Source organism: Lysinibacillus sp. RC46 (assembly GCF_041262385.1).
In the GTDB taxonomy this organism is placed as follows: Bacteria; Bacillota; Bacilli; order Bacillales_A; family Planococcaceae; genus Lysinibacillus.
This window is the reverse complement of sequence record NZ_JBGCCF010000026.1, coordinates 44,304-68,181: the sequence shown is the minus strand read 5'-3', so window position 1 is coordinate 68,181 and position 23,878 is coordinate 44,304. Positions and strand designations below refer to the sequence as shown.

24 protein-coding genes and 1 other annotated feature are annotated in these 23,878 nt (G+C 37.1%); of the genes, 11 read left to right on the top strand and 13 right to left on the bottom strand.

The genetic code is table 11. From position 1 onward, the window contains the following. Window positions 1-96 precede the first annotated feature (96 nt). Window positions 97-370, bottom strand: a binding site (T-box leader). Between the two features lie 39 nt (window positions 371-409). The 7 genes from ABH966_RS20400 to ABH966_RS20370 all read right to left on the bottom strand — a co-directional run bounded on the left by ABH966_RS20400 (window position 410) and on the right by ABH966_RS20370 (window position 7,664). Next, a complete protein-coding gene (locus tag ABH966_RS20400; RefSeq protein ID WP_370081611.1) occupies window positions 410-1,480 on the bottom strand; it encodes a mechanosensitive ion channel family protein in 1,071 nt (356 codons plus the stop codon). A gap of 73 nt (window positions 1,481-1,553) precedes the next feature. After that, complete coding sequence (locus ABH966_RS20395) at window positions 1,554-2,426, bottom strand: vWA domain-containing protein (RefSeq protein WP_370081610.1); 873 nt, start codon at window positions 2,424-2,426, stop codon at window positions 1,554-1,556. 853 nt (window positions 2,427-3,279) lie between these two features. Beyond that, window positions 3,280-3,939, bottom strand: coding sequence for a phosphate signaling complex protein PhoU (phoU, locus tag ABH966_RS20390; protein WP_370081609.1), 660 nt, complete (start codon window positions 3,937-3,939; stop codon window positions 3,280-3,282). A 12-nt stretch (window positions 3,940-3,951) separates the two neighbouring features. Continuing rightward, window positions 3,952-4,785 (bottom strand): phosphate ABC transporter ATP-binding protein PstB, encoded by an 834-nt coding sequence (gene pstB / locus ABH966_RS20385; protein WP_370081608.1) that lies wholly within the window; start codon window positions 4,783-4,785, stop codon window positions 3,952-3,954. A gap of 12 nt (window positions 4,786-4,797) precedes the next feature. Next, window positions 4,798-5,676 (bottom strand): phosphate ABC transporter permease PstA, encoded by an 879-nt coding sequence (pstA, locus tag ABH966_RS20380; protein WP_370081607.1) that lies wholly within the window; start codon window positions 5,674-5,676, stop codon window positions 4,798-4,800. 1 nt (window position 5,677) lies between these two features. Then, window positions 5,678-6,625 carry a phosphate ABC transporter permease subunit PstC gene (pstC, locus tag ABH966_RS20375; protein WP_370081606.1) on the bottom strand — a complete coding sequence of 316 codons (948 nt, stop codon included), beginning with the start codon at window positions 6,623-6,625 and terminating at the stop codon, window positions 5,678-5,680. A 64-nt stretch (window positions 6,626-6,689) separates the two neighbouring features. After that, complete coding sequence (locus tag ABH966_RS20370) at window positions 6,690-7,664, bottom strand: PstS family phosphate ABC transporter substrate-binding protein (protein ID WP_370081604.1); 975 nt, start codon at window positions 7,662-7,664, stop codon at window positions 6,690-6,692. 366 nt (window positions 7,665-8,030) lie between these two features. Here ABH966_RS20370 and ABH966_RS20365 point away from each other — a divergent pair, with 366 nt between their 5' ends. Continuing rightward, entirely contained in the window at window positions 8,031-8,228 is a 198-nt protein-coding gene (locus tag ABH966_RS20365; protein WP_370081602.1) for a hypothetical protein, read from the top strand. 135 nt (window positions 8,229-8,363) lie between these two features. Here the strand turns inward: ABH966_RS20365 and ABH966_RS20360 are convergent, their stop codons facing one another. The 4 genes from ABH966_RS20360 to ABH966_RS20345 all read right to left on the bottom strand — a co-directional run bounded on the left by ABH966_RS20360 (window position 8,364) and on the right by ABH966_RS20345 (window position 14,072). Continuing rightward, window positions 8,364-10,568: a peptidoglycan D,D-transpeptidase FtsI family protein gene (locus tag ABH966_RS20360; protein WP_370081601.1), complete on the bottom strand. Its 2,205-nt coding sequence runs from the start codon at window positions 10,566-10,568 to the stop codon at window positions 8,364-8,366. 408 nt (window positions 10,569-10,976) lie between these two features. Then, on the bottom strand, window positions 10,977-11,582 hold the full coding sequence (locus ABH966_RS20355) for a superoxide dismutase (RefSeq protein WP_370081599.1): 606 nt from the start codon (window positions 11,580-11,582) through the stop codon (window positions 10,977-10,979). Window positions 11,583-11,756: 174 nt separating this feature from the next. Then, the gene (locus ABH966_RS20350) at window positions 11,757-12,236 is read right to left on the bottom strand and encodes a DUF456 domain-containing protein (protein WP_370081597.1); all 480 of its coding nucleotides are present in this window, start codon (window positions 12,234-12,236) and stop codon (window positions 11,757-11,759) included. A gap of 204 nt (window positions 12,237-12,440) precedes the next feature. Beyond that, window positions 12,441-14,072, bottom strand: coding sequence for a Na/Pi cotransporter family protein (locus ABH966_RS20345; protein ID WP_370081595.1), 1,632 nt, complete (start codon window positions 14,070-14,072; stop codon window positions 12,441-12,443). A gap of 195 nt (window positions 14,073-14,267) precedes the next feature. On the opposite strand from ABH966_RS20345, the gene ABH966_RS20340 reads away from it, so the two are divergent. The 4 genes from ABH966_RS20340 (at window position 14,268) to ABH966_RS20325 (ending at window position 16,979) form a co-directional block, all read left to right on the top strand. Beyond that, a complete protein-coding gene (locus tag ABH966_RS20340) occupies window positions 14,268-14,786 on the top strand; it encodes a DUF1189 family protein (protein ID WP_370081593.1) in 519 nt (172 codons plus the stop codon). Between the two features lie 52 nt (window positions 14,787-14,838). Further along, window positions 14,839-15,183, top strand: coding sequence for a hypothetical protein (locus ABH966_RS20335; RefSeq protein ID WP_370081591.1), 345 nt, complete (start codon window positions 14,839-14,841; stop codon window positions 15,181-15,183). A gap of 95 nt (window positions 15,184-15,278) precedes the next feature. Beyond that, on the top strand, window positions 15,279-16,394 hold the full coding sequence (gene ispG / locus ABH966_RS20330; protein ID WP_370081589.1) for a flavodoxin-dependent (E)-4-hydroxy-3-methylbut-2-enyl-diphosphate synthase: 1,116 nt from the start codon (window positions 15,279-15,281) through the stop codon (window positions 16,392-16,394). A 12-nt stretch (window positions 16,395-16,406) separates the two neighbouring features. Then, entirely contained in the window at window positions 16,407-16,979 is a 573-nt protein-coding gene (locus tag ABH966_RS20325) for a 5' nucleotidase, NT5C type (RefSeq protein ID WP_370081587.1), read from the top strand. A gap of 45 nt (window positions 16,980-17,024) precedes the next feature. Here ABH966_RS20325 and ABH966_RS20320 read toward each other — a convergent pair whose 3' ends face one another. Continuing rightward, complete coding sequence (locus tag ABH966_RS20320) at window positions 17,025-17,153, bottom strand: hypothetical protein (protein WP_256469430.1); 129 nt, start codon at window positions 17,151-17,153, stop codon at window positions 17,025-17,027. Between the two features lie 197 nt (window positions 17,154-17,350). Between ABH966_RS20320 and ABH966_RS20315 the strand changes: the two genes are divergently transcribed. Continuing rightward, window positions 17,351-17,836 carry a hypothetical protein gene (locus ABH966_RS20315; RefSeq protein WP_370081626.1) on the top strand — a complete coding sequence of 162 codons (486 nt, stop codon included), beginning with the start codon at window positions 17,351-17,353 and terminating at the stop codon, window positions 17,834-17,836. A 587-nt stretch (window positions 17,837-18,423) separates the two neighbouring features. On the opposite strand, the gene ABH966_RS20310 is transcribed toward ABH966_RS20315, so the two are convergent. Continuing rightward, on the bottom strand, window positions 18,424-19,002 hold the full coding sequence (locus ABH966_RS20310; RefSeq protein WP_370081585.1) for a YdcF family protein: 579 nt from the start codon (window positions 19,000-19,002) through the stop codon (window positions 18,424-18,426). A gap of 664 nt (window positions 19,003-19,666) precedes the next feature. Here ABH966_RS20310 and ABH966_RS20305 point away from each other — a divergent pair. The 5 genes from ABH966_RS20305 (at window position 19,667) to ABH966_RS20285 (ending at window position 23,874) form a co-directional block, all read left to right on the top strand. Next, window positions 19,667-20,056, top strand: a complete 390-nt coding sequence (locus tag ABH966_RS20305) for a MerR family transcriptional regulator (protein WP_370081624.1) — start codon at window positions 19,667-19,669, stop codon at window positions 20,054-20,056. A 32-nt stretch (window positions 20,057-20,088) separates the two neighbouring features. Then, window positions 20,089-21,417 carry a hemolysin family protein gene (locus ABH966_RS20300; protein WP_370081583.1) on the top strand — a complete coding sequence of 443 codons (1,329 nt, stop codon included), beginning with the start codon at window positions 20,089-20,091 and terminating at the stop codon, window positions 21,415-21,417. A 168-nt stretch (window positions 21,418-21,585) separates the two neighbouring features. Further along, complete coding sequence (locus ABH966_RS20295; protein ID WP_370081581.1) at window positions 21,586-21,990, top strand: hypothetical protein; 405 nt, start codon at window positions 21,586-21,588, stop codon at window positions 21,988-21,990. Between the two features lie 169 nt (window positions 21,991-22,159). After that, window positions 22,160-22,609 (top strand): helix-turn-helix transcriptional regulator, encoded by a 450-nt coding sequence (locus tag ABH966_RS20290; protein WP_370081579.1) that lies wholly within the window; start codon window positions 22,160-22,162, stop codon window positions 22,607-22,609. A gap of 530 nt (window positions 22,610-23,139) precedes the next feature. Next, window positions 23,140-23,874 (top strand): metallophosphoesterase, encoded by a 735-nt coding sequence (locus tag ABH966_RS20285; protein ID WP_370081577.1) that lies wholly within the window; start codon window positions 23,140-23,142, stop codon window positions 23,872-23,874. The last annotated feature ends 4 nt before the right edge of the window (window positions 23,875-23,878 follow it).

Here is a 23,878-nt window from a genome sequence, read left to right as displayed (position 1 = left end):
TAATGGACGCTACCGCTTCGTGAGCATTTCACTTACATAAACATCGCGTCCGGGTTTTGAACATTCGCCAAAGCATATAAAAAGGCCTTCCCATCACAAAAGGACGGAAAAGCCGTGGTGCCACCTTCATTGGTCTTCATCAATTATGCCCCGGCATAATTACATTCAGCTGATGTTTGGATACCCACTGAAAAAGTTAAAAGACCCTCTCTATACCTTATAACGTAGGCGCACGCTAATCCATACTTTATTACTTTATTCAGGATTAGAGCTCCGAAGTCCATTCACTATTTATCTGTACTAGTTTCCACCAACCACTAGCTCTCTATAACAAATAATAATAGCTACTACTCTTCATCAAAGCTGATAACATGTATTCATTGTAAAGTAAAGAAACTAACAATTCAATTTATTTTTTATTACGAAGCCATTCATCTTCAGTTGGATTTGCTAGTATAATATTTAGTTCTTGAAAAATTTGACGGATAGCAAATAAAATATCTTGTCGCACATTTAGCATCTCTGCCGTATCATTTGTTGTCACATAGAAACGCACAAGGACGCGATAAGAGGTTGGATAAAACTCATCTATAAATACATGAATCATTTCTTTTTCTGTTTGAGCATGCAAATAAATTTCTTTTTGAATGGTACTTAAAGCACTTCGTAGTTTTTCCTCTTCATTTTCAGCAGCTACAAATAAAAATTGCTCACATTTTCGTTTTTCTCGTCTCGATAAATTATAGATCGGTCGATTTACCAAATAGGCGTTAGGTACATAAACAAGTCCTTTATCCCCCGTTTGAATTAAAGTACTTCGAAGATTAATATCTTCGATGGTTCCTTCAATTTTTTGGTCCTCCGTTGCTATCCAATCGCCAATTTGAAATGGGTTATCTAATGCGACTGACATCCCACCAAAAACATGTGCTAGTGTATCTCGAATACCAAAAGCAATCGCGACACCAGTTAAGCCAATTCCGGTTAAAAAGCCATTCAAATTAAAATCCCAGAAAGAAGCAATCGTAAACATCGCCAATATCATAATGAGCACTTTTCCTATACGAAGAAAAAAAGGTAACAGGACATTTGGTTCCTCATCGTTATTCAACGGTAGTGGCTGCTTTGTATAATAATTTAAAACATCGTATACGCCTTTGAAGGCAAAAAAGACCATAATAGACAATACAAAATTTTTAGTTGCTACATGTGTAAATAAAAAGATTTCTAATAATATTGATAAGCTGAGTACAACCACTGCAGACATAAATGCATAGCGAATCGCTTTATTAAATTGCGCGAGTACTGTTGCCTGAAAGTTACGCTGACGATTTTTCAGAAATGTAACAGTACGATTAATAACTTTCTTTATAACAAACTGCTGAAAAAGCCAACCAATTACACAAAGTGCAACGGCAATAATAATTTCCATCCACGTTGGGGTTGAAATATCAGGTAATATCCATTTCAATGAATTCAAATTTCATTCTCCTCTAACTACTATGTATATTCACAGAAAAGGAGCCGATCAACAATGACGATCAGCTCCGTTTTTATTGAATTGCATCATCCGCAAAAAAAGCCTTATTAGCAAACCAAAATTGCTGCTCATTAAAATTATGTTCATGCATAGCGATCACCGAAAATTCAGCATGGTACTTACGCTTCATTTCCTCAAGTACAGCCTTCGCTTGCTTTCCAACGAGATGCTGTCCATCAATTGGAGTGCCTTCAGTAAAAATAATAATATCCGCTTCTGTACAATGTTGATTTTCTTGAAGCAAGCCCTTTACAAAATGGAGCACAGGCAGAACCGCAGCTTCTCCCTTTGCCTTATAATCAATAAAATCCTTAAAATCGGATAAATTTAAATGCCCGTCTTCAAATCGAAAATGTACATGAACTTGACAGTCATATGGAACGATATATAAATCTCGACGTTCACGGTGCGCGCTCATAAATAACGGTAAAATTATGCTTTTACAAAGCTCAGAATATGCCGCCATACCAGTTGTTTGCTCAAGGCAGATTATAATTGGACCTGTTTCTTTTTTATATTCATCAAACGGAACATATAGGATATTTCCTTTTTTTATTGTTTGACGATTAAGCTTTCGACGCCTAGCTACCTGTCGCTTTCGCTCATAATACAAGCGCTGCTCTTTTCCATTAGCCAATCGTTCAGCTTGCTCAACAGCTGGTATATTTTCATAAATTTCATGCATGATATCTGCCAATTCAAGTGCAAATGCTGCCATGTTTCGTAAGGTTTCACTCTTGTAAAAAAAATCTATAAAAAAATGTTGTTCCTTGTTACTTAATTCCTCAAGATGTAAGTTTTCATAAAGAAAACGTAAAAAGTCACATTGTTCTGACGTAAATTCCAGATTAAATTTCTCTAAGAGTGATTCTACAGTGTCTTTCACGAAGCAGCACCTCCTCAGCACATTTTTTCGGATAATGTCTATAGTATAACCAAAATAATTTTTTGACAATACAATAACGTTTGCAGTATTTTGACGCTATTTTTATTAATAATGTTGCTGTTAATTAATCATGTCTTGAGCAAGGTTTCTTCGGATTAAACGTTCTCACTTCTTTTTATGATCCTTCTTTAAAGAAGAGCATATACATGGTCTTGAAAACTATTATGCCTATGAAATTAAGGTATCCTATTAAATAAAATATGGCACTTAAGTAAAACGAGTGTTTGATTTCAGTTCCGGCTGGGCGCTTTGTTGCTGACGCTTCGCTTTCGCACAGATAAAACATTTGCCGCTGACGCTTCGCTTTCGCGCAGAGCAGAGCTTCCTAGGGGCGTCCGATGAGCCGCTTCACTCGCGTCGCTCGCTCCAGGGTCTCAGGCCAACACGATGTTGGTCACGAAGGCATTATCACAGGATGTGATGCACTTAGCCTTCGTTCCTCTATCGCTGATCCCTAAGGAGTCGCCCAGCCTCCACTCCAATCAAACACTCTGCATAGTATGTATCTTTTGGCATGTCAGTCATTCTAATTTATAGTGATAAAACACAACTTCAGCAAGATGTTTTTTGTGCGAAAGCGAAGTTCAACGTAGCGGCAGCAACAATATTTTATCTGTGCGAAAACGTTGAGGCGCAGCAATAGTATAAGTGGGAGAAACGGCTCGGCGTCACCTGCAGGAAATCGAGTAGCAAGGAAACACCCTCATTTAAAGTACCACCACATTTACAAAGATTTCTTTGACCATTTGTTTTTAACAATATAAAAAAGAGCCTATAATCGGCTCTTCTCTTACTAATTATTTAATTCATAATGTTTACCTTTGACTAAGTAAAATAAGTGTTCAGCAATATTTGTTGCATGGTCAGCTGAGCGCTCTAAAAATCGGCAAACAAAGGTTAAGTGTGTAATTTGAGAAATATGTGCTGGATTTTCTGCTCCTGCGCGCATCAATAGCGTAATTGTCGCTCCATATAAATCATCGACGTAATCATCTAGTTCAGCAATTTCCTTGGCATGAACAGTATCTTCCTCTGTAAAAGCTTTGATAATACTCTCTAGCATTTCTACAGTCTTGTTACACATCGTTTGCAAATTTGTTGTAGGAAAGATAAGCGGCTCTTTGCCAATTCGAATTGTCTCTTTGGCAATATTCACTGCATAGTCCCCTACTCTCTCCATATCAGATGCCGCTTTGACAAGCACCATGAGACGACGTAAATCAGTAGCTACAGGCTGCTGCTTAGCAATCATTAAAATAACACGATCATTGATTTCTTCTTCAAGACGATTGATGATTAAATCGTCCTCAAGAATCTTCAAGGATGTCTCTAAATCCTGATTTAATAATGCTTCAAAAGCTATTTTAAGAGCGTTGATACTACTATTGGCTATCTCGATAAATTGTTCTTGGACTTCTTTTAATTCCTGTTCAAAACGTTCACGTACTACCATCTAGTCTCCTCCTTAACCGAAACGACCTGAAATATAATCTTCAGTACGTTGATCTGCTGGTGTTTGGAAGATAACGTCTGTTTTATCGTACTCAATAACCTCTCCATTTAAGAAAAATGCTGTTCGATCAGAAATTCGTGCCGCTTGTTGCATATTATGTGTCACGATAATAATTGAATAATCTTTTTTCAGCTCTTGTACAAGTTCCTCGACTTTTAATGTAGAAATCGGATCAAGTGCAGATGTTGGCTCATCCATTAAAATAACATCTGGTTCAATCGCCAAACAACGCGCCATACAAATTCGTTGTTGCTGACCACCTGATAAACCATAAGCATTTTGATTTAAGCGATCCTTTACTTCATCCCAAATTGCCGCGCCGCGTAAAGATTTTTCAACAATCTCATCAAGAATTTTCTTATTTTTTATACCGTGAATACGTGGGCCATAAGCAATATTATCGTAAATAGACTTCGGGAATGGGTTTGGCTTCTGGAATACCATACCTACACGAGTGCGCAATTCTTCAACAGCATAGCTTTTATCTAAAATATTGCGCTCACGATATACTATTTCCCCTGAAGTTCGAACACTTGGTACAAGCTCTACCATTCTATTTAAAGTTTTTAAATAAGTAGATTTCCCACAGCCAGAAGGACCAATTATAGCTGTTACTTCATTTTCATAGATGCTTAAATTGATGTCTTTTAATCCATGATGATCACCGTACCACAAATTTAAATTACGTGTATCATATACTACTTTTTTGGCAACATCAGGAGATAGCTTTGTAGCCGTATGAATTGGTTTGACAATTGATTTTTCCTCTTTAATACCCAGTACCATAAGGTCACCTCATTAATAACGTTTTTGGAATTTATTTCGAATAAAGATGGCAATAGAATTCATCAGTAAAAGTACTATCATAAGCACTAAAATACCAGCCGCAGCTACACTTTGAAATGCCTCTTGCGGACGCTTTGCCCAATCATAAATTTGCATTGGTAAAGCGGTGAATTGACTTAACAAACCATTAGGTAAAAACTGTAAAATAACAGGAATTCCAATAACAACAAGTGGTGCTGTTTCACCAATCGCGCGAGACAACGCTAATATACTTCCTGTTAAAATTCCAGGAATGGCCGCTGGTAGCACAACATGCAATATCGTTTGCCATTTTGTCGCACCCATACCGTAAGAAGCTTCACGCTGTTCATTCGGTACTGCACGAATCGCCTCCTGCGCCGCAACAATAATCACTGGTAAAATTAATAAACTCATTGTTAATCCTGCTGCTAAAACACTTTTCCCTAGTCCCAACATTCGAACGAAAATTGTTAACCCAAGTAAACCAAAAACAATGGAAGGTACACCTGCTAAGTTAGAAATATTCATACGAATAAAGTCATTAAGTCTATTTTTCTTTGCATATTCCTCTAAATAGATTGCAGTTCCTACACCTAGAATAATCGACACCGGAGCAACAACTGCCATCAGCCAAAGTGAACCTATTAAAGCTGCCTTAATGCCCGCTTTATCTGCAAAACGCGAAGCAAAATTTGTTAAAAAGTCGATTGATAAATAGCCGACACCTTGTGTTACTATACGATAAAGCAAAATAGCTAGTGTCACTAATGCAAAAGTCGTTGCTAAGAAGAAAAAGAACTTCCAAACTTTATTGAATGTAATACGCTTTGTCATTCGTTTCATGACGACCGTGTCATCAATATACCGCATGCTAGTAAACCTCCCTGAAGCGTTTCGAAATATATTGAGCAAGTAAATTCATCATTAAAGTAAAGATAAATAATGTGAATCCTACTGAATAAATCGAATAATAAATTGTCGTACCATAGCCAGCATCGCCTGTTGCAACTTGTACTATATACGCAGTCATCGTTTGAATCGAGTCTGTCACATCTAAATCGAATTTAGGTGTAGAGCCACCAGCAAGTGATACGATCATCGTTTCACCAATTGCCCGGGAAATAGCGAGGACAATTGAAGCAATAATGCCTGATAATGCAGCTGGTAATACTACTTTTATAGCTACTTCAAACTTTGTTGCTCCAAGAGCTAGAGCTCCCTCACGCATACTATTCGGGACAGATGACATCGCATCCTCTGAAAGCGATGTAATCATTGGTAGAATCATAATCCCTACAACAATCCCCGGACTAAGCGCATTAAAAAGTTTCAGCCCTGGAATAATTTGCTGCAACATCGGCGTTACAAATGTTAATGCGAAGAATCCATAAACGATCGTTGGCACACCTGCTAACACTTCTAAAATAGGCTTAACCGTACGTCTTATTTTTTCGCTTGCATATTCACTTAAATAGATAGCAGAAGCAATGCCAAATGGTACTGCTACGACAACTGCAATAAGTGTGACTTTCAATGTTCCAGCTATTAAAGGTAAAATCCCAAATAATGGTTCCTTTCCTGAAAACGGTAGCCATTGTGTACCAAATAGGAAATCCGTAATCGAAACACGTTTAAAGAATTCAAACGTTTCAAAAATAAGGGTGAAAACAATGCCAAATGTCGTCAATATAGAGATAAGTGCCGCAGAAAATAATAGAGTTGGCATTGCTTTTTCCACTATTTTCTTTGTTTTTTGATTGCGCGAATTTGCAATTAATTGCTGCACAGATGATGTCTTGTTTTCTTTTTGAGAAACCATTGGGTGCTCCTTTCAAATAAGAGAGGGAAAGAGCATACATCTCTTTCCCTCTATGCATGTCTACTTATTTTAAGCCTTCTAAAGTTTTTAAAGCTTCACTGTATTTATCTTCAGGTAGACTGACATAACCAACAGCGTCTGCCATTTCTCCCCCGTGCTCAAGTGTAAATTTAATGAAATCATATGCCGCTTCGCTTTCTTTCATAGCACTATTTTTCACATATACAAATAGTGGTCGTGAAAGTGGTGCGTATTCACCAGATTCAATTGTTTTATTTGTTGGCTCAATGCCGTTTACTTTCACAATACTTAATTTATCTTTATTTTCTAAGTAGTAAGCATAGCCAAAGAAGCCGATTGCGTTTTTGTCACCTGCTACACCTTGAACTAGCATGTTATCATCCTCTGATAATGTTGCTGATTTTGCTAGATCAGCACCGTCTAAAATCGTTTCATCAAAGTAATCGTACGTCCCTGAGTCAGTACCTGGTGAATAGTAGACGATTTTTTCATCTGGCCAAGATGGATCAATATCAGACCATTTTTTAGGTTTCCCATCTTCAACCCAAATTTTCTTTAACTGCTCAACTGTTAGATCCTTCGCCCAATCATTTTCAGGGTTCACGACAACCGAGATGCCATCATATGCTAAAGGAAGCTCTGTAAAAGCAATTCCTGCTTTCTCTAATTTTGCTTTCTCTTCATCTTTGATATGACGAGATGCATTTGAAAAGTCTGTCTCACCTGCGATGAATTTTTCAAAGCCACCACCTGTACCTGAAACACCTACCGATACTTTGACATTCGGTTGAGTCCCTGCATATTCTTCAACAACTGCTTCAATAATTGGTGCGACTGTTGATGAACCATCCCCAGCTACAGCCCCTTGCAGTTTTTTGTCTGCAGCGTCTTGTCCTGAGCTCGCCGGTGCGTTTGTTTCTGCATTGTTACCCTTTTGTGCAGAGTCACTACCACATGCACCAAGCATTAATGCTGAACCCATTACCGCTGTCATCGTTAAGTACTTCCACTTTTTCATCTCATTTGCCTCCGTCATTAACATTTTTATAGTTATTTGTCTTACAATCTTTACTATAATGACTAAATGTTGAAGTCGTATAAACAGTTCGTAAAAGAGACGTAAAGGAATGTAATGCTTTGTAAATGATTGTAAAGATGAATTTACAATTGTAGCTGTCGCACAGATAAATAATGCGTCCAGATTTTTTGTGCCTAGGCTGCAAGAGGTCCGACACGTTGTCGGCCATTTCGGTAATGCCACACAACATGGCGTTTTTACCGATGCAGATCATATAGCCGTTTTCCTTTAAAAACTTGCTTCCTTTTGGAAAGATGCTATAATAAGCAATTGTGTCAGGAAATAATCTAAGAGGAGTTTGACTTTGTGATTAAACATACAAAAGTACAAAATACCGATTACTTTAAAACGTATTTAACACTTATTATGGAACATCGTGAATATACTCTACAGGAAGCTGTTGATTTTATGGTAGAGTCTTATTTCTGTAATAATATAGAGCTTTATGGATTAAAACCGAAACAACAATTTGAAATAGCTATTCAACAATTATCTGTATTATAGGTCTTTTATATAAAAATAAATAAAACACGGTATGAAAATGGTGATCTTTCATACCGTGTTTTTTTCGCGGGTATTCAATAATACTCTAAAACTGTAAAAAAACCGCTAGGCATGTATATGCACTAGCGGTTTCTCTTATTCTTGCTCATCTTCACCAATTTTGTCTTTTGTAATAGCCGGTAAAATTGGTTGTTTTACATTACTGTCAGTCACTTTTTCAGCTTGATATTTTGCTTTTAACTCAAAATATTTATCAACAGCTTCTCGAGCAATAACATTATTATTAGTTAAATGTGCACCTGTGTTAGTCGTCGCCCATGGAATGACAACAGCATAAGCAATTTCAGGATTTTCATAAGGAGCAAAACCAACATGTGTAAAAGTAAGTGTTTGCGTACCATAATACTCTTTTAACGGTCCGAAATACACTACTTCAGCTGTTCCTGTCTTCCCTGCCGCTGTATATGGAGCATTTGCAAATTGAGCTCGTGCAGTACCATTCGAACCTGTATAAACTAGACGTAATCCTTTTTTCACATAATTTATTTCTTCTATAGGATTATCGATACGATTTAAAATTGTTGGCCCTATTTCAGTCACTAATTGACCTAACTGTTGCCCATCATTTGATGGCTCACGTACCTCTTTCACAACATGTGGCTGAATACGATAGCCGCCATTTGCCACAGTTGAAATATACTGTGCTAATTGTAATGGCGTATACGTATCATATTGTCCAATCGCTAAGTCGAGTGTTTTACCACCCATCGTTGGACCAGATGGACCCTCTACACCACTAAATTCATTCGGCAAGTCAATACCTGTTTTTACACCTAAGCCAAATTGTGCATAATTATTACGCATTTTAGGGAATGTATCTTCTTTTAAACGAAGTGGCATCCCATAGCTATATGGTGTTCCATTAATAAGCATAGCAATTTTAAACATATAAACATTTGACGAACGCTCTAGAGCCATTAAGTCATTCATTTGAATATAACCACTTCGGTTAAAAATTGAAGTTTTCGCTTTTGTACTAGCTAATACAATAGGTTCATCTCCCATTGTAGTACCCATTGAAACAACCCCTTGATTATAACCAGTAAGGAGAGTTGCTGCCTTAATTGCCGACCCTGCCTCATAAGCTGTTGTAAAGGTACCATATGAATAATCGACGACTTCATTTTTCCCTGTTTCAGGATTTTTCTCAATCTTCTTACCAACCATTGATAAAATATCGCCTGTATTTGGGTCCATCATTACTAAAAAGGCACGATCAAGTAAACGGGAACCCCCTTGTGATTTTAGCTTAAGTAATTCACGCTCAACAATTTTTTCAGTTTCTAATTGTAGCTCACTATCAAGTGTCAGTTTTAAATCTTTACCAGGCTCACCTTCATAGGTCGTAATGGTATCGACTACCTGCCCTTTTTTATTCGTAATATTTTTAACAACTGATTTTTGCCCTTGCAGTAAATCTTCATATTGCGCTTCAATATAACTTTCACCAACACGGTCATTTCGTGAATAATCACGAGCTAAATAATAATTCAGCTTTTCTTTCGGAATCCCTTTTGCTGGTACTGTTGTGCGTCCTAAAATAGCGAGTGATGATAATTTCAAACGCTTCCAGTCAGTTGTTGTGTTAACGCCTGGTAATTGAGTTAAACGCTCAGAGACACGCGCAAATTCATCGGCAGATACATTTTCACTCTTAATAATTTGCGGTGATAAATTGTATCCTGATACCATCTCTCGATAGATTGCTAGTACTTCTAAGTCTTTTTCTGTCAATTGCAATAATTCTTCGTTTGTGATTCGTTCACGAACAAGTTTATCTATCTGTGCATTGATTTGACTTTCAGTTACATCTTCTTGTGCCCTAATTTTCTTTTTTTCTTTATCTGTTACTTTTGCATAGGCAGCGTCATGATTTTTTATAATCCAAAAATCTTGTTTGTCACGTAATGTAACGCGGTTCGTTGGCTGCTCAATTAATTGTGCCAGCTTTTCGGCTATGTCTAGCATATCCTTTGTTGTTGTCGTCGACATTTTTGTATACGTAATGGCATTTTCCGGTTGGTTATCCACTAAAATACGACCGTATCGATCATACATACGTCCCCTTGGCACACTTGTATTGACAGCTACCTCCTCTTTACGCTCTAAATCACGTACATAATCTTCTCCTTTTACGATTTGCATATAGCCAAGTCTAAAAATTAGCATTGAAAATACGAGAAATATAGCAAAGAAAAGGACATTCATACGAAATGTTAAATTAGAGTGATGTTTTGCTTTAACACTCGTCGCGCGATTTTTTCCCGGTGCTTTGCGCATATGTATTCCCCTCCTCATCTAATTACAATTTAAATACACACGATATTTAGTATACCATTTGAAGGTACGACAGGAAAGCATGCACTTGCGAATTTATGTTTTGAAAACATCATTTATTTGACGGCACTTTAAGATGAAAAGTTGCTGTTTTTTATCGATTGCTAGAAAAATAGTTTTTATATTAAAGATTGAGGGGGATGACGGCCATTCGAAGCACTCCAAACCTTCCGGCGACCGCATCCCTTTTAACCCAACCGACTGCCAATTTTTTCAGTTGGCGTTTGGAGCATTCACTCTACCTTTCATTGTATTGAATACCTCAAAGATTATAGAACCAAAAAAAGACAGCAAAAAAGGCTATGCCTCGGTGAGTAATCACCTTTGACATAGCCTTCTATTAAACATTAATTATTTTGCAGCTTGGAATTTAGCTTCTACTACATCCCAGTTTACTACGTTCCAGAATGCACCGATGTAATCTGGACGACGGTTTTGGTAGTTTAAGTAGTAAGCATGCTCCCAAACGTCTAAGCCTAGGACTGGAGTTTTACCTTCCATAACTGGAGAGTCTTGGTTTGGAGTAGATGTAACAGCAACTGAGTCACCATCAACGATTAACCAAGCCCAACCTGAACCGAAGCGAGTTGTAGCAGCTTTTGCAAATTCTTCTTTGAATGCATCGAAAGAGCCGAATTTAGCATCGATTGCTTTTGCAACTTCGCCAACTGGAGTTTTTGAACCGCCTGGAGCGATTAATTCCCAGAATAATGAGTGGTTAGCATGTCCGCCACCGTTGTTACGTACAGCAGTTTGTTTGTCAGCTGGAAGAGCATCAATGTTTGCGATAAGATCGTGAATGTCTTTTTCAGCAAATTCAGTGCCTTCTACTGCTGCGTTTAAGTTTGTTACATAAGTATTGTGGTGTTTAGAATGGTGAATTTCCATTGTTTTTGCATCGATATGTGGTTCTAATGCGTCATAAGCGTAAGTTAATTGTGGTAATTCGTAAGCCATTGTTAAGTTCCTCCCTAAAGTAAAGAAATAATTAATACATCCTTAGATTATCAAAATTGGTCAAACCATTCAACGAAAAATACTTCAAATTGAAGATTTTCAGCCTTTTGACTGAAAAGCCAATACGATTACTATACTACCCTGTTTTCCAAATGGCTAAACTACAGGAGGAAATTATATCGCTATAAAGAACACGACAATCATAACGATTTGAATAACTGCTTTTGCCAGTGTTGATGTTAAGAAGCCAACAAGTGAGCCAACTCCGCTTTTCACAGCCTCTCCAAATGTACGACGCTCTACGATTAATTCTCCAATCACAGCTCCTAAAAATGGACCAACTAATATACCTACAACCGGAATGACGAACGGACCAATTAATAAACCAATGGTACTACCCCACATACCAGCATTTGAACCACCAAATTTTTTAATACCAAAGGCATTGGCCACAGAATCAGCAACAAATAAAATGACAACAAATATAATTTCACTCGCCCAGAACAACCAGCTTAGCTCCGCAAATGAAAAAAATAATCCATATACTAAAAAACCACCGATTAAAAAAATCACACCTGGAATTATCGGGTATACCAATCCAACAAATGAAATGATAAAGCAGGCAATCACTAAGATCCAGCCAACAACTTCCATGAAAATTCTCTCCTTTTATCGTGCATTGCCTTTCATACGGATTTACAAAGCTGTAGGTTTCATTTATTTTCATTCAGCAGATGTATTTGTATCGTAAGTGCAACTTCAGTTACACATGTCTTCTGCGCGAAAGAGAAGCGTCAGCTACAAATGTTTTCTGTAGCGAAAGCAAAGTAGCTACAATTACATCAAGGTGCAATTGATCTAATGTCTAATTCCTAAAATAGAGTCAGCTATATTTACAGCATGGTCTCCTATACGCTCTAAATTGCTAATGATATCCGTATAGACGATTCCCGCCGCTCCATTACATTCGTACGTATTTAAGCGCGCAATATGCTTTTGTCTTAGCTTATCTTCCATATCATCTATCAAGCTTTCGAGCTCAGTTACTTCCTGCGCTAAGCTCAAACTTGCTGTATCCAGAGCCGCTATGCTCTTTCGTACAGCTTCAATCGCCAAGCTAAACATGCCTATTAAATCTTGTCGCGCTGACTTACTTAAACTTACCTCATGATGATCTTTATATTGTAAAAGCTCTAAAATATTTTCAAAATGATCACCAATACGTTCTATGTCTCGTACATTTGTTAGAAGTGTATGGTGTCTTACTGAGTCTGCTCGAGAAAGTGGCTGCTTAGACACCATCACTAAATAATTCGTGATTTCCTTGTCTAAATGATTGAGCGCTACTTCTAATTGTAAAACTGTAGGAATATGAGCAGCTTCACCTGTTTTCATATATAAAAATGTTTCTTCTAAACCATGAAGTGCATGTTCCCCCATACGTAACACTTCCTCCTTCGCTTGCCCGAGTGCAATCGCCGGAGAGGAATCAATGAATGATGGATCTAAATGCTTCGTTGTCACATCAATATTTCCATCATGCCCAGGAACAAGCTTTGTGACAAGTGCAGCCAACCCTCCGATAAATGGTAGCTGAATCATCATATTAATTATGTTAAAAGAGCCATGCGCAATCGCTATTTGCATTTTCGCTTCCAAATGGAATAGCCCACTAATCCACTGTACGTAATGCATAAAGGGTGTAAAGAACACCATGAAAATGATCGTTCCTATAATATTAAATAGCACATGTGCAGCCGCTGCACGTTTAGCATATATAGAAGCACCCAGTGAAGCTAATACTGCTGTAATGGTCGTTCCTATATTTTCACCAAATAAAATAGGTAAAGCACTATCTAAGCCAATCAAATGCTCAGCATATAAGCCCTGTAGCACACCGACAGTTGCTGTTGAGCTTTGGACAAGCAATGTAAAAACTGCCCCTAGAAAAATCCCTACAACGGGCATATCCTTTAGAAGAAGGGTTAATGATGCAAAGTCCGCTAATTGATGAAGTGACTGCATGCTTGCACTCATTAACTCTAAACCTAAAAATAAACCCCCGAAGCCAAACAATATTTGCCCGATATACTGATACGTCGCTTTCTTAAAGAAAAATAACAACCCTGCACCTATTGCCAATAACGGATAAAAATATATGCCAATATTAATACCAATAATAAAAGCGGTTATGGTCGTTCCAATATTCGCCCCCATAATGACACCGATTGCTTGACGTAATGTTAAAAAACCTGCACTCACTAGCCCAACCGTAATCACCGTCGTTGCAGAGCTCGACTGGATACAAACCGTCACAATTATGCCCACTAACACGCCCATTAAAGGATTTGTTGTAAAACGATTCAACCATTCACGCAGTCGATCATCTGCTGATTTTTGAAGCCCATCCCCCATAAATTTAATGGAAAATAAAAAGACTCCTAAACCGCCTAAAAATTGAAACAGTATGCTTTGCCAATCTATTGTCAATTGTATTCGCTCCAATTCCTACATCTCTACTTCTCTATTCCTAATCTTTAAATGATAGTATAGAAAAAGTAAAGAAAACCTTTAACTTCTTTACACAATATTAACATTTCATTATCGTATTCTCAGTTATTATTTCTTATTTCATATCTTGTCAAAGTTGAACATGGTAGAATAGCGATTGGAGGAGATATGCTTATGAAACACTCACAACTATTTATCGATAGCTTAATTCATCCAAAAAAACTTGCTGCCTATCGTTTATTACCAATCGGAAAGGTCATTCAATATACCTTTCTTCTAATTACTGTTGTTACAGTTTTCTCTTTTGGTCGTTTTACGGCTGGAATGTCTGTTGATGCATTTGATATGAATAGTTTAAATGGTATTACTGAATACATAGAAGACGTTAAATGGGTATTGTATCCCGTGACATTCATTATGCTTTTTGTTTTTACTACGATGCTTATTTTTGCACAAATTGCGCTCTATGCCGTAGCAGGTCTACTGATTTTAAAAGTCATGAAGCGTCGCGGTGAATACCGTCACATTTGGCGTACTACGACATTTGCCATGACTTGGGCAATTCTAATAAGTATGCTAGCAGATTATCTACCGATTAACAGTACAATTATCTCTGTTTTTTCTTTATTTTTAACTGTGACTCTACTAATCGTAGCCATTACAAAATATCCAAAACAACCAATCAAAAAATAATGTGCATGAATCCCCTCTCTTCTAAATATAGTGTAGAAAAGGAGGGGATTTTTTGCGTGCTTTTGTGTTAACAGCTATCATTATTATTTTTGCTTTTGTTGTAAAAGTAGATTTAACAGAAGGTTCATTACACCTTGCTGCCATTTTTCCGAAAGAAACTGAAAACGCCCTTTGTGAGAAGCAGCGAGAGCCAAATTATATAACTATACAGACTATTCAAGGCGATACTATTCACAGTTTATTTGCACTTCATCCCGCCAAAGTACCAATGACCTTCCCTGAACGCTTACAACTATTTTATGAATTAAATCCACACTTACAATTACAGGCTCTTGTTCCTGGTGAAAATATTAAGCTTCCGCTGTCATTTGAATTTGAAAACAAATGCGGAAAATGAAAAGTTAACGTTTCTTCCTTGTCCTTATTTTCTTACACTGCTAAAATAAATGTCAGTGACGGTCGAAAGTATGGCCCGAAAAGGAGAGAAAGTTAATGAGTGAAATTTGTCACCGTACAAATACACGTCCCGTGCGTGTCGGTAATTTAACAATTGGTGGTAGTAATGAATTATTCATTCAAAGTATGTGTACAACAAAAACACATGATGTCGAAGCAACAGTAGCAGAAATTCTTCGTCTTGAGGAAGCAGGCTGTCAAATCGTTCGCGTAGCAGTACCAGATGAACGTGCAGCTGATGCGATAGCGGAAATTAAAAAACGTATCAATATTCCATTAGTAGCTGATATTCACTTTGACTATAAATTAGCATTAAAAGCAATTGAAAATGGTATCGATAAAGTTCGTATTAACCCAGGTAATATCGGGCGTAAGGAAAAAGTTGAAGCTGTTGTTAATGCAGCTAAGGCTAAAGGTATTCCAATCCGTATCGGGGTAAACGCTGGTTCATTAGAGCGTCATATTTTAGAAAAATATGGTTACCCTACTGCAGACGGTATGGTAGAATCTGCTCTTCACCATATTAAAATTTTGGAAGACTTGGACTTCCACGATATTATCGTATCCATGAAGGCATCAGACGTAAATTTAGCGATTGAGGCCTATGAAAAAGCGTCTAAAGCCTTTGATTATCCTCTACATTTAGGAATTACTGAATCAGGTACATTATTTGCTGGTACAGTAAAATCAGCGGCTGGCCTTGGCGCAATCCTTTCAAAAGGTATCGGTAATACATTACGTATTTCACTATCTGCAGACCCTGTTGAAGAGATTAAAGTAGCACGTGAACTATTAAAATCATTCGGTCTTGCTTCTAATATGGCAACACTTATTTCTTGCCCAACATGTGGTCGTATCGAAATTGATCTAATTTCAATTGCCAATGAAGTAGAAGAATATATTTCTAAACTTAATGTACCATTAAAAGTAGCTGTTCTTGGTTGTGCGGTAAACGGTCCTGGTGAAGCACGTGAAGCCGATATTGGTATTGCTGGTGCTCGTGGTGAAGGTTTACTATTTATGAAGGGCAAAACTGTTCGTAAAGTGCCTGAAGAAACAATGGTAGAAGAGTTGAAAAAAGAAATCGATAAATTAGCAGCTGAAATGGCAGAAAAACGTGCTGCTGAAGAAGCAGAAAAAGCGAACGCCTAAGGAGGTGCTAGTATGAAAAAGCCTCGCTTTGGTATTGATATCGATGGAACAGTGACATGTCCTAGTACTCTCATTCCACATATCAATAAACAATACAATATAAATATTACACTCGACGATGTGTGCGAATATGATTTTTTATCAGCATTTCCCCACCCTGTTGATCGTGTAGCATTTAATACATGGTTTAAAGAAAATGAGCCATATATGTATGAAGTATCTGAAGCAGCTAAAGATGCGAAAGATATTTTAAATACGTGGAAAGAAAACTACGAACTTTATTACATCTCTGCTCGTGGTGAGAATGTATCAGATGTTACGGTAAATTGGTTTAAATCACAATCTATTCCGTATGATCATATCGAGCTCATCGGTAGTCACGATAAAATTTCCGTAGCAAAAAACCATGGTGTTGATGCATTTTTTGAAGATAAGCATGATAATGCGGTTATGCTTGCGGAGGAATTAAAAATACCGGTTGTATTATTTGACACTCCGTATAATCGCCTTGCTGTTCCAGAGAATGTCGTACGTGTTTATAACTGGCAAGAAGCCAACCATTTTATCACAAATTATTTTAAATAAATCAATTGGAGTCGTGTTCATGTATTGAACACGACTCTTCTTCTTTTATACATCAAGTATCCCTCGTAACCAACGCTCCACAAAATTCTCAAAGGTAATGCCATAATTTTCGTAAACAGCATGGTACACGAAATAAGTTCCTAATCGCTCAAGTAATTCATCATTAATCTTCATCACAAACCGCTCCCTTTCTTCGGAAAATTTACTAAATTTTCAGATTTTCAAAACTCCAATTTCTCGACATTCAAGTGGAGGTCGCATCGTTGCAAAACCGTCACAATCTGCCGCCTTCATGCCCTTTTTTCATAGTTTTCTTTTCGTTACTATAGTAGTATCAACTTGCAATACTGGAGGGACTACTTGTGAGATGGATGACAAAGGTAGCTTGTATAACATGTCTTTGCGCGTTGCTAACTGGCTGTGGTAATCGATTATCAGAAATTAAAGACGCGGTTTCAGACATAAACTCAGCAGCAGAAACTGCAGCCAGTGCAGTTAGTCGTGATGTACATGCTGTACGAGCAATTGCCATTAACTACAAAGATACATCTTTTACGGTTAATGACCTATTTAAAACTATTTTACGTGACGTACGCTGGGATTATGACGCCGAAAAAAGTGAGCTTCATGTGAGAGGCACATGGCAAGCACCACTATTTTCTGAGCAACCGTGGGATGATACGATGAAAAAACAACTAGCAGAAACAGGCGTAGTAAAGGTTACATGCACTATTAACAACAATAAAATTGATAGCGCCCTCACAAATGTAACACTTATTTTTAATGACGAAACGATTCTAGAAATGACTGGTGAGGATGCACTTCATCACCTATATGATACATATTTACAAAAATAAACTCCGTAGCTTTTAAACAAGGTTGTTTTCTCAAAGATTGTTACTGTAAAAAAAGGCAGATTTTATCTACAAAACGTGTAGAATAAATTCTGCCTTTTTTTCTGATATAATCGGAAATTTAACTAAAGCTCCCTGTTTGTTTAAGTTTATTAATTCATACGATAAGACTATTTATTAGCAAACAGTAGGCAAGATTAATATCTTTTACTTTCCCACCGTAAGCCCTTGTGTTCATAAAAATGGTACCGCCAACTGAACCAGGGATACCATAAGCGAATTCAAGCCCGTTAAAGAGTTTGTCTATGCGAATTCTGATACGTCAATAATAGCTACGCGGATTGCTCGGTAATAGTGTTCTCTTCTCAACTAATGGCTGTGAGGTACGTAAGGAATAATACAACCCCACGGATACCTCATTCCTTTAAGATCAAGTTAGAACCGTTCCCTAAGACGGTTCTTCCGTATAGCAATAGTTCAAACGTTTACGATTGGGCTATATAAATGACTATATCGGCTGAACCGCCTGTTTTTGTTTAATTGTTAGTGTTATTGTCTGGCAGCTTCTTCTAGGCTGTTATTCTGTGATGCTAGGTGAGGATATGTATTTTTTCTAAATAATACTTCACGATAGCTAAATATTCTCTGGAGTAATACTTAATACGAAATTCAGATGGTGTTGCAGCCGGTAAGCCGGTTACGTTAAGTCCTAAATCTTCAGCAATGGATTCGGCTCGATATAGATGGAATCGGTTTGTTACAACTACAACTGTGGAATCTTTGTCTATGTAATCCATTGAATACTGAAAGTTTTCAAGAGTTCGAGTAGATTTGGATTCGGTGATGATTCGTTGTTCATTAATACCTAATTGAATTAATGATTCTTTAATTACAGAAGCTTCAGACACAATTTCGTCCTGCCCTTGGCCACCAGAAGCTATTGCAATTGTATTTTGATTTTCTTTTAAGTATGCAGCTGCGGTTGAGATGCGCTCGAACAGCAGACTAGACGGTTGATCCCCCGATAAACGAGTACCTAAAATAATGAGGTAATCTGCATTTTCTTTCGCAGTATCTTTGCCTTGAGATACGATAAGTAAGTGTAGGCAAAGGAAAAAAACAAGTACTGCCGCGAGCAATATAGTGATATGCTTGAATATCTTCTTCATAATAACCTCCTTATATACTGTAACGATTGACATTATATAAATTATCGGTAGCAAATTTCAATATATGAGATTGTTTTAAGGCTTTTCTAAAAGATCGTTGCTATTATTTAGTCTGTGGAACTCCTTTTAATCTTAATAATCCAATCAGCTTTATAGTAAGACGAACGGAATGGTGTGATGTTCCAACTTTTCTTCACCTAACCTGCACTATTAAGTGAAGAAACAACAATCTTTGAGAAAGCATCCTTAATGCTGACGCTTCGCTTTCGCACAGAGCAAAGCTTCCTAGGGGCGTCAGATGAGCCGCTTGGGGCAACAGATGTTTTTTGTGCGAAAGCGTAGTGCTAATGTAGCGGCAGCGGCTGGATGTTGGCCAGGAAGGCGTTATCACAGGACGTGATGGTTTTAGCCTTCGTTCCCTACTTGCTTCAGGGTCTCATCTGTGACTGTTTAACATGACATTTTATTGACTAATTTATTTTTTCAAGGATATACAGCTTTTCTAACATTTAGTTGTTAAGAAAGCTATTTTTATGTTCATCCATAAATAAGCCCCTCCCCGAAAGAAATCTTACAATTTTGAAATATCGGGCTCTTCTAATTGAAACTGACTAAACTAGCAAGTTATAATCAAAGTATCACGTGATGGTTTGGAGGTGTTTGCATTGGGACAGAGAGATTAAAAATTGGCGAGCTTGCAGAAAAAACAGGCATTACCAAAAGGACAATCGATTATTATACAAACATTGGCTTATTAGAAGCCGAACGTTCTGCATCCAATTATCGCTACTATGCCCCTACAATGATTGAACGACTTCATATTATTGAGCAACGCAAACAACAAGGTCTTTCACTCATAGAAATACAACATGAACTAAACACTTCGCATGAAGAAATCGATGTGCAATTACTACGTGTAAAAATGCAGGATGTAACTTCTCTACTTGAACAAATAAACAAACAAGACAATAAATATATCGAAAAGATTAAAAAAAATGTTTCACCCGAAAGTATTGCGCTCATGCAATCTTTATTTTTACTTATTCATAATTAGGAGGTGACGTTCTGTTCATACAGAACGACTATTTGGAGACCATACTCAACTTATCGATTTTCACCATTTTATTAGCTTTAACTGGCTTTTTCGTAGCAACGGAATTTGCTATTGTAAAAGTACGTTCCTCAAGACTTGACCAATTAATTGCAGAGGGCAACAAGAAAGCCATTTCTGCAAAGTATGTTGTCGATCATTTAGACGAGTACTTATCTGCCTGTCAGCTTGGTATTACTGTAACAGCGCTTGGTATCGGGATGGTCGGTGAAAAAACCTTTGAATTTATGCTACACCCTCTTTTTAACTTGATTGGCATTTCAGATAAATATATGACGATCTTTACAATTGGTAGTGCTTTTGCCATTGCAACATTTTTACATGTTGTTGCCGGGGAGTTGGCACCAAAAACTGCTGCGATCCAAAAGGCTGAAACGATTACACTCCATTTTGCCAAACCTATTATGTTGTTCTATAAAGTGATGTATCCATTTATCTGGTTCCTGAACGGCTCAGCTCGAGTATTAATTGGCCTATTTGGTATGAAGCCTGCTTCAGAGCATGAGTTATCACATACAGAGGAAGAATTACGATTACTGCTATCTGAAAGCTTTGAAAGTGGTGAAATTAATAAAACAGAGCTAAAGTTTGTGAATAATGTCTTTGAATTTGATGAACGTATTGCTCGTGAAATTATGGTTCCTCGAACAGAGATTGTTGGAATTGAAAAAAATGAATCTTTTACAAATATGATTCAATTTATCGCCGATGAAAAATATACTCGCTATCCTGTTTATGATGGTGATCGTGATAATATTTTAGGCTTTATCAACGTTAAGGAATTGTTTACACACAGTTTGCTTGAACAACTTACAGACGATTCATTAATCCTTGAAGATTTCATTAATCCTGTTATACGAGTAATTGAAACGATGCCTATTCAAGCATTACTTGTGCGTATGCAAAAAGAGCGAATTCATATGGCTATTTTAATGGATGAATACGGCGGGACATCAGGGCTTGTAACAGTCGAGGATATTTTAGAAGAAATAGTAGGTGAGATTCGAGATGAGTTCGATGATGATGAAATTGCAGAAATCCGAAAAGTAAGTGACAATCACTATATTTTAAACGCAAAAATTCTCATTGAAGATGTTGAAAAACTATTAAATGTAACACTTGAAGCAGAAGAAGTCGAAACATTGGGCGGTTGGTTTTTAACTGTAAATAACGGCATTAAAGCAACTAAAAATATTGAGTTGGCCCCTTATATATTTAGTATCTATGAGCAGCAAGGCCATCGTATTCATTACATCGAAGTTCGTCCCCTTCGCAACATTTTGCCTGCTGTATTAGAAGCATAATCTGACTAATACGGTTTTCTTAATAGTTTATAACAGTTTTAACTCCATTACTATCATTTAAATGGGCCTATTCTAGTTTTTCCAAATACTTTTGTCTCATTCCATTATTAGGCATATCCATATATAATAAATATATGGATATGATTCTATTTTCAGGGGGCAATACATATGAAATTGTTTAAACTATATCATTCGGACGGTATTCATATCATTACTGACGTCAAAAAACACAAAACTAACATTGAATTAAAAACAATTACAGGTGAAGTATTATATATTATCGTCGTAACAGATGAAAACTACACAGTATACGATGATCGTTTTGCTGGTGCTTCAAAGCAATTAAATTCTGTGGAGGCATTTGATATTGACGGAAACTTCCGTAGCCTAGATTTTGATAATATGCGTTCACTCTTCAAAGAGGCATTTACGAAGCTATTACAAGAGATTGCAGAATGTGTCAATGAAAATGAGGAACTAGTAGATATTGATACACTACGTCATAAAGTAAGTGCTCAAATTAAAGGTATCCATTTCCGCGTTATTTCTGACACAAAAAAATATGAGATTTAAATATCTAACAGGCTGTCCAATCAATAGATTGATGGGATAGTCTGTTTTTTCGTTTCAATATTCAGTACTTTACCCGTTAATTAACCACAGTTACCCGCGAAACAACAAACATCTCATACTACTTTCATGTATAATGGTATTTAATTATCTGAAAGAAAGGGTGTTTTGGATGAATCGTGAACAATTAATCACACTTATTTCGGAAAAACTGAAATTAATCCGTACCGAAAAAGATTTAACACAGGATCAGATGAGTGATTTACTAGGACTCTCTAAAAAAACACTTGTTCAAATTGAAAAAGGTCGTATTTATACTGGCTGGACTACAACGGTTGCAGTTTGTGCATTATGCCGAGAAAGCACAATTTTACAGCATGAGCTTGGCGGGGATCCACTTGAGGTTGTCGACTTAATCGCTAACAACGGAACATTACATCCTAAGGAAAAGACGATGGGTGGATACATATGGTGGAAAAATCTTAGCGAGTACAAAGGTTATCGTCTACAACAAAACGTCATTAGTCAGCATTTTCGAATTTTAGATACAAACAACTATCGACTACTATCAACATTCGACGAGTCAATAGTTAAGCAAGCATGGGAAAACTTTCAAGAATAATCAATTATGCCTCGACATAATTGTAGCTGTCGCTTCGCTTTCGCTACAAAAAACATTCGCTGAAAGAAGTTAAAGTACTGTACTTGCACATAACGTAGAAGCATTGCATCCAAATACTTCTACGTTATACACAAGTAGAAAGAACCTTTATAAAAGCTGTACGATACCGCCAGTAATGGACTAATTGTAATTTGGGTCTCCTGTTTTTGTTGTACCACTTCACCTCTCCTTGCTCTTTTCATTTACACCACGAGTCTTAAATTTCATTTAAACCCTATAAATGATGTGTTTTCCATAATTCCGTTAAAATAGCTGTAGCAAATTCACTCTTCCTCTATTCCAACACTATAGACGAATGAATACAGAAATGAAATCACTTCGTCATATGATAAAGTGTAACTAGAAACCGATAGTATGGAGTAATAACATTACAACCAAACTTTTGGTTAAAAGTTACATTAGTCGAAATTTGTAAAACTATTCTCTATACTAAATAATAGCTTCTCTAATACTGGAAAGGATGCTCTTTTATGGATCGAATACTAGCAATTAGTGATATACATGGGGAATTAGAACTTTTTGAAGAATTATTATTAAAAGCTAATTATGATACTGTGCAAGATCAGTTATTTTTACTTGGTGATTATATTGATCGTGGGCCTGCATCTTGTGGCGTTTTAAACTTAGTCGGAGAATTGCAGGCAAAAGGTGCACGTATTCTATTAGGAAATCATGAAGCCATTATGCTAAAAGCCTGCCGCTCTGGTCATCCTAAGCCGTGGAATCATTGGGTGGAACTTTGCGGTGGCGAGGCAACACTTGCAAGCTATGGTTATCAGTTAGACGATTTTAAGGAAGTCATTGAAGATGAGACATTACCTAGCTTTATTCAGTCCTTACCAAAGCTCGAAGAACATTTACAGCTTATCGAAACCTTTGATACTTACATCGAATTAGAGGATGCCATTTTTGTACATGGCGGTGTTGTTCCTGGTGTAGCTTTAGCAGAAACAGATCCCTTGCAATTTTTATGGATTCGCGAAGAATTTCATGCAGGTTATCAAGGCGAGAAAACTGTAATCTTTGGCCATACACCTACCTATAGACTTCACCAAAACCCAACAGATTACAGTGTCTATTTTGGCGAAAATAATATCATTGGTATAGATGGTGGAGCTGTTTTTGGAGGTCAGTTACACGCATTAGAATGGCCAAGTCATCAAATAATATCGGTGGAAAAGGAAAAGCCAACAAGTATAGAATAACCTG

Coding starts and splice junctions, on each gene's coding strand:
- phoU (WP_370081609.1), bottom strand. CDS start 3,939: ATGGTAGTACGTGAACGTTTTGAACAGGAATTAAAAGAAGTCCAAGAA.
- pstB (WP_370081608.1), bottom strand. CDS start 4,785: ATGGTACTGGGTATTAAAGAGGAAAAATCAATTGTCAAACCAATTCAT.
- pstA (WP_370081607.1), bottom strand. CDS start 5,676: ATGCGGTATATTGATGACACGGTCGTCATGAAACGAATGACAAAGCGT.
- pstC (WP_370081606.1), bottom strand. CDS start 6,625: ATGGTTTCTCAAAAAGAAAACAAGACATCATCTGTGCAGCAATTAATT.
- ABH966_RS20370 (WP_370081604.1), bottom strand. CDS start 7,664: ATGAAAAAGTGGAAGTACTTAACGATGACAGCGGTAATGGGTTCAGCA.
- ABH966_RS20360 (WP_370081601.1), bottom strand. CDS start 10,568: ATGCGCAAAGCACCGGGAAAAAATCGCGCGACGAGTGTTAAAGCAAAA.
- ABH966_RS20355 (WP_370081599.1), bottom strand. CDS start 11,582: ATGGCTTACGAATTACCACAATTAACTTACGCTTATGACGCATTAGAA.
- ABH966_RS20350 (WP_370081597.1), bottom strand. CDS start 12,236: ATGGAAGTTGTTGGCTGGATCTTAGTGATTGCCTGCTTTATCATTTCA.
- ABH966_RS20340 (WP_370081593.1), top strand. CDS start 14,268: ATGAAACACTCACAACTATTTATCGATAGCTTAATTCATCCAAAAAAA.
- ispG (WP_370081589.1), top strand. CDS start 15,279: ATGAGTGAAATTTGTCACCGTACAAATACACGTCCCGTGCGTGTCGGT.
- ABH966_RS20325 (WP_370081587.1), top strand. CDS start 16,407: ATGAAAAAGCCTCGCTTTGGTATTGATATCGATGGAACAGTGACATGT.
- ABH966_RS20320 (WP_256469430.1), bottom strand. CDS start 17,153: ATGAAGATTAATGATGAATTACTTGAGCGATTAGGAACTTATTTCGTG.
- ABH966_RS20315 (WP_370081626.1), top strand. CDS start 17,351: ATGACAAAGGTAGCTTGTATAACATGTCTTTGCGCGTTGCTAACTGGC.
- ABH966_RS20310 (WP_370081585.1), bottom strand. CDS start 19,002: ATGAAGAAGATATTCAAGCATATCACTATATTGCTCGCGGCAGTACTT.
- ABH966_RS20295 (WP_370081581.1), top strand. CDS start 21,586: ATGAAATTGTTTAAACTATATCATTCGGACGGTATTCATATCATTACT.
- ABH966_RS20290 (WP_370081579.1), top strand. CDS start 22,160: ATGAATCGTGAACAATTAATCACACTTATTTCGGAAAAACTGAAATTA.
- ABH966_RS20285 (WP_370081577.1), top strand. CDS start 23,140: ATGGATCGAATACTAGCAATTAGTGATATACATGGGGAATTAGAACTT.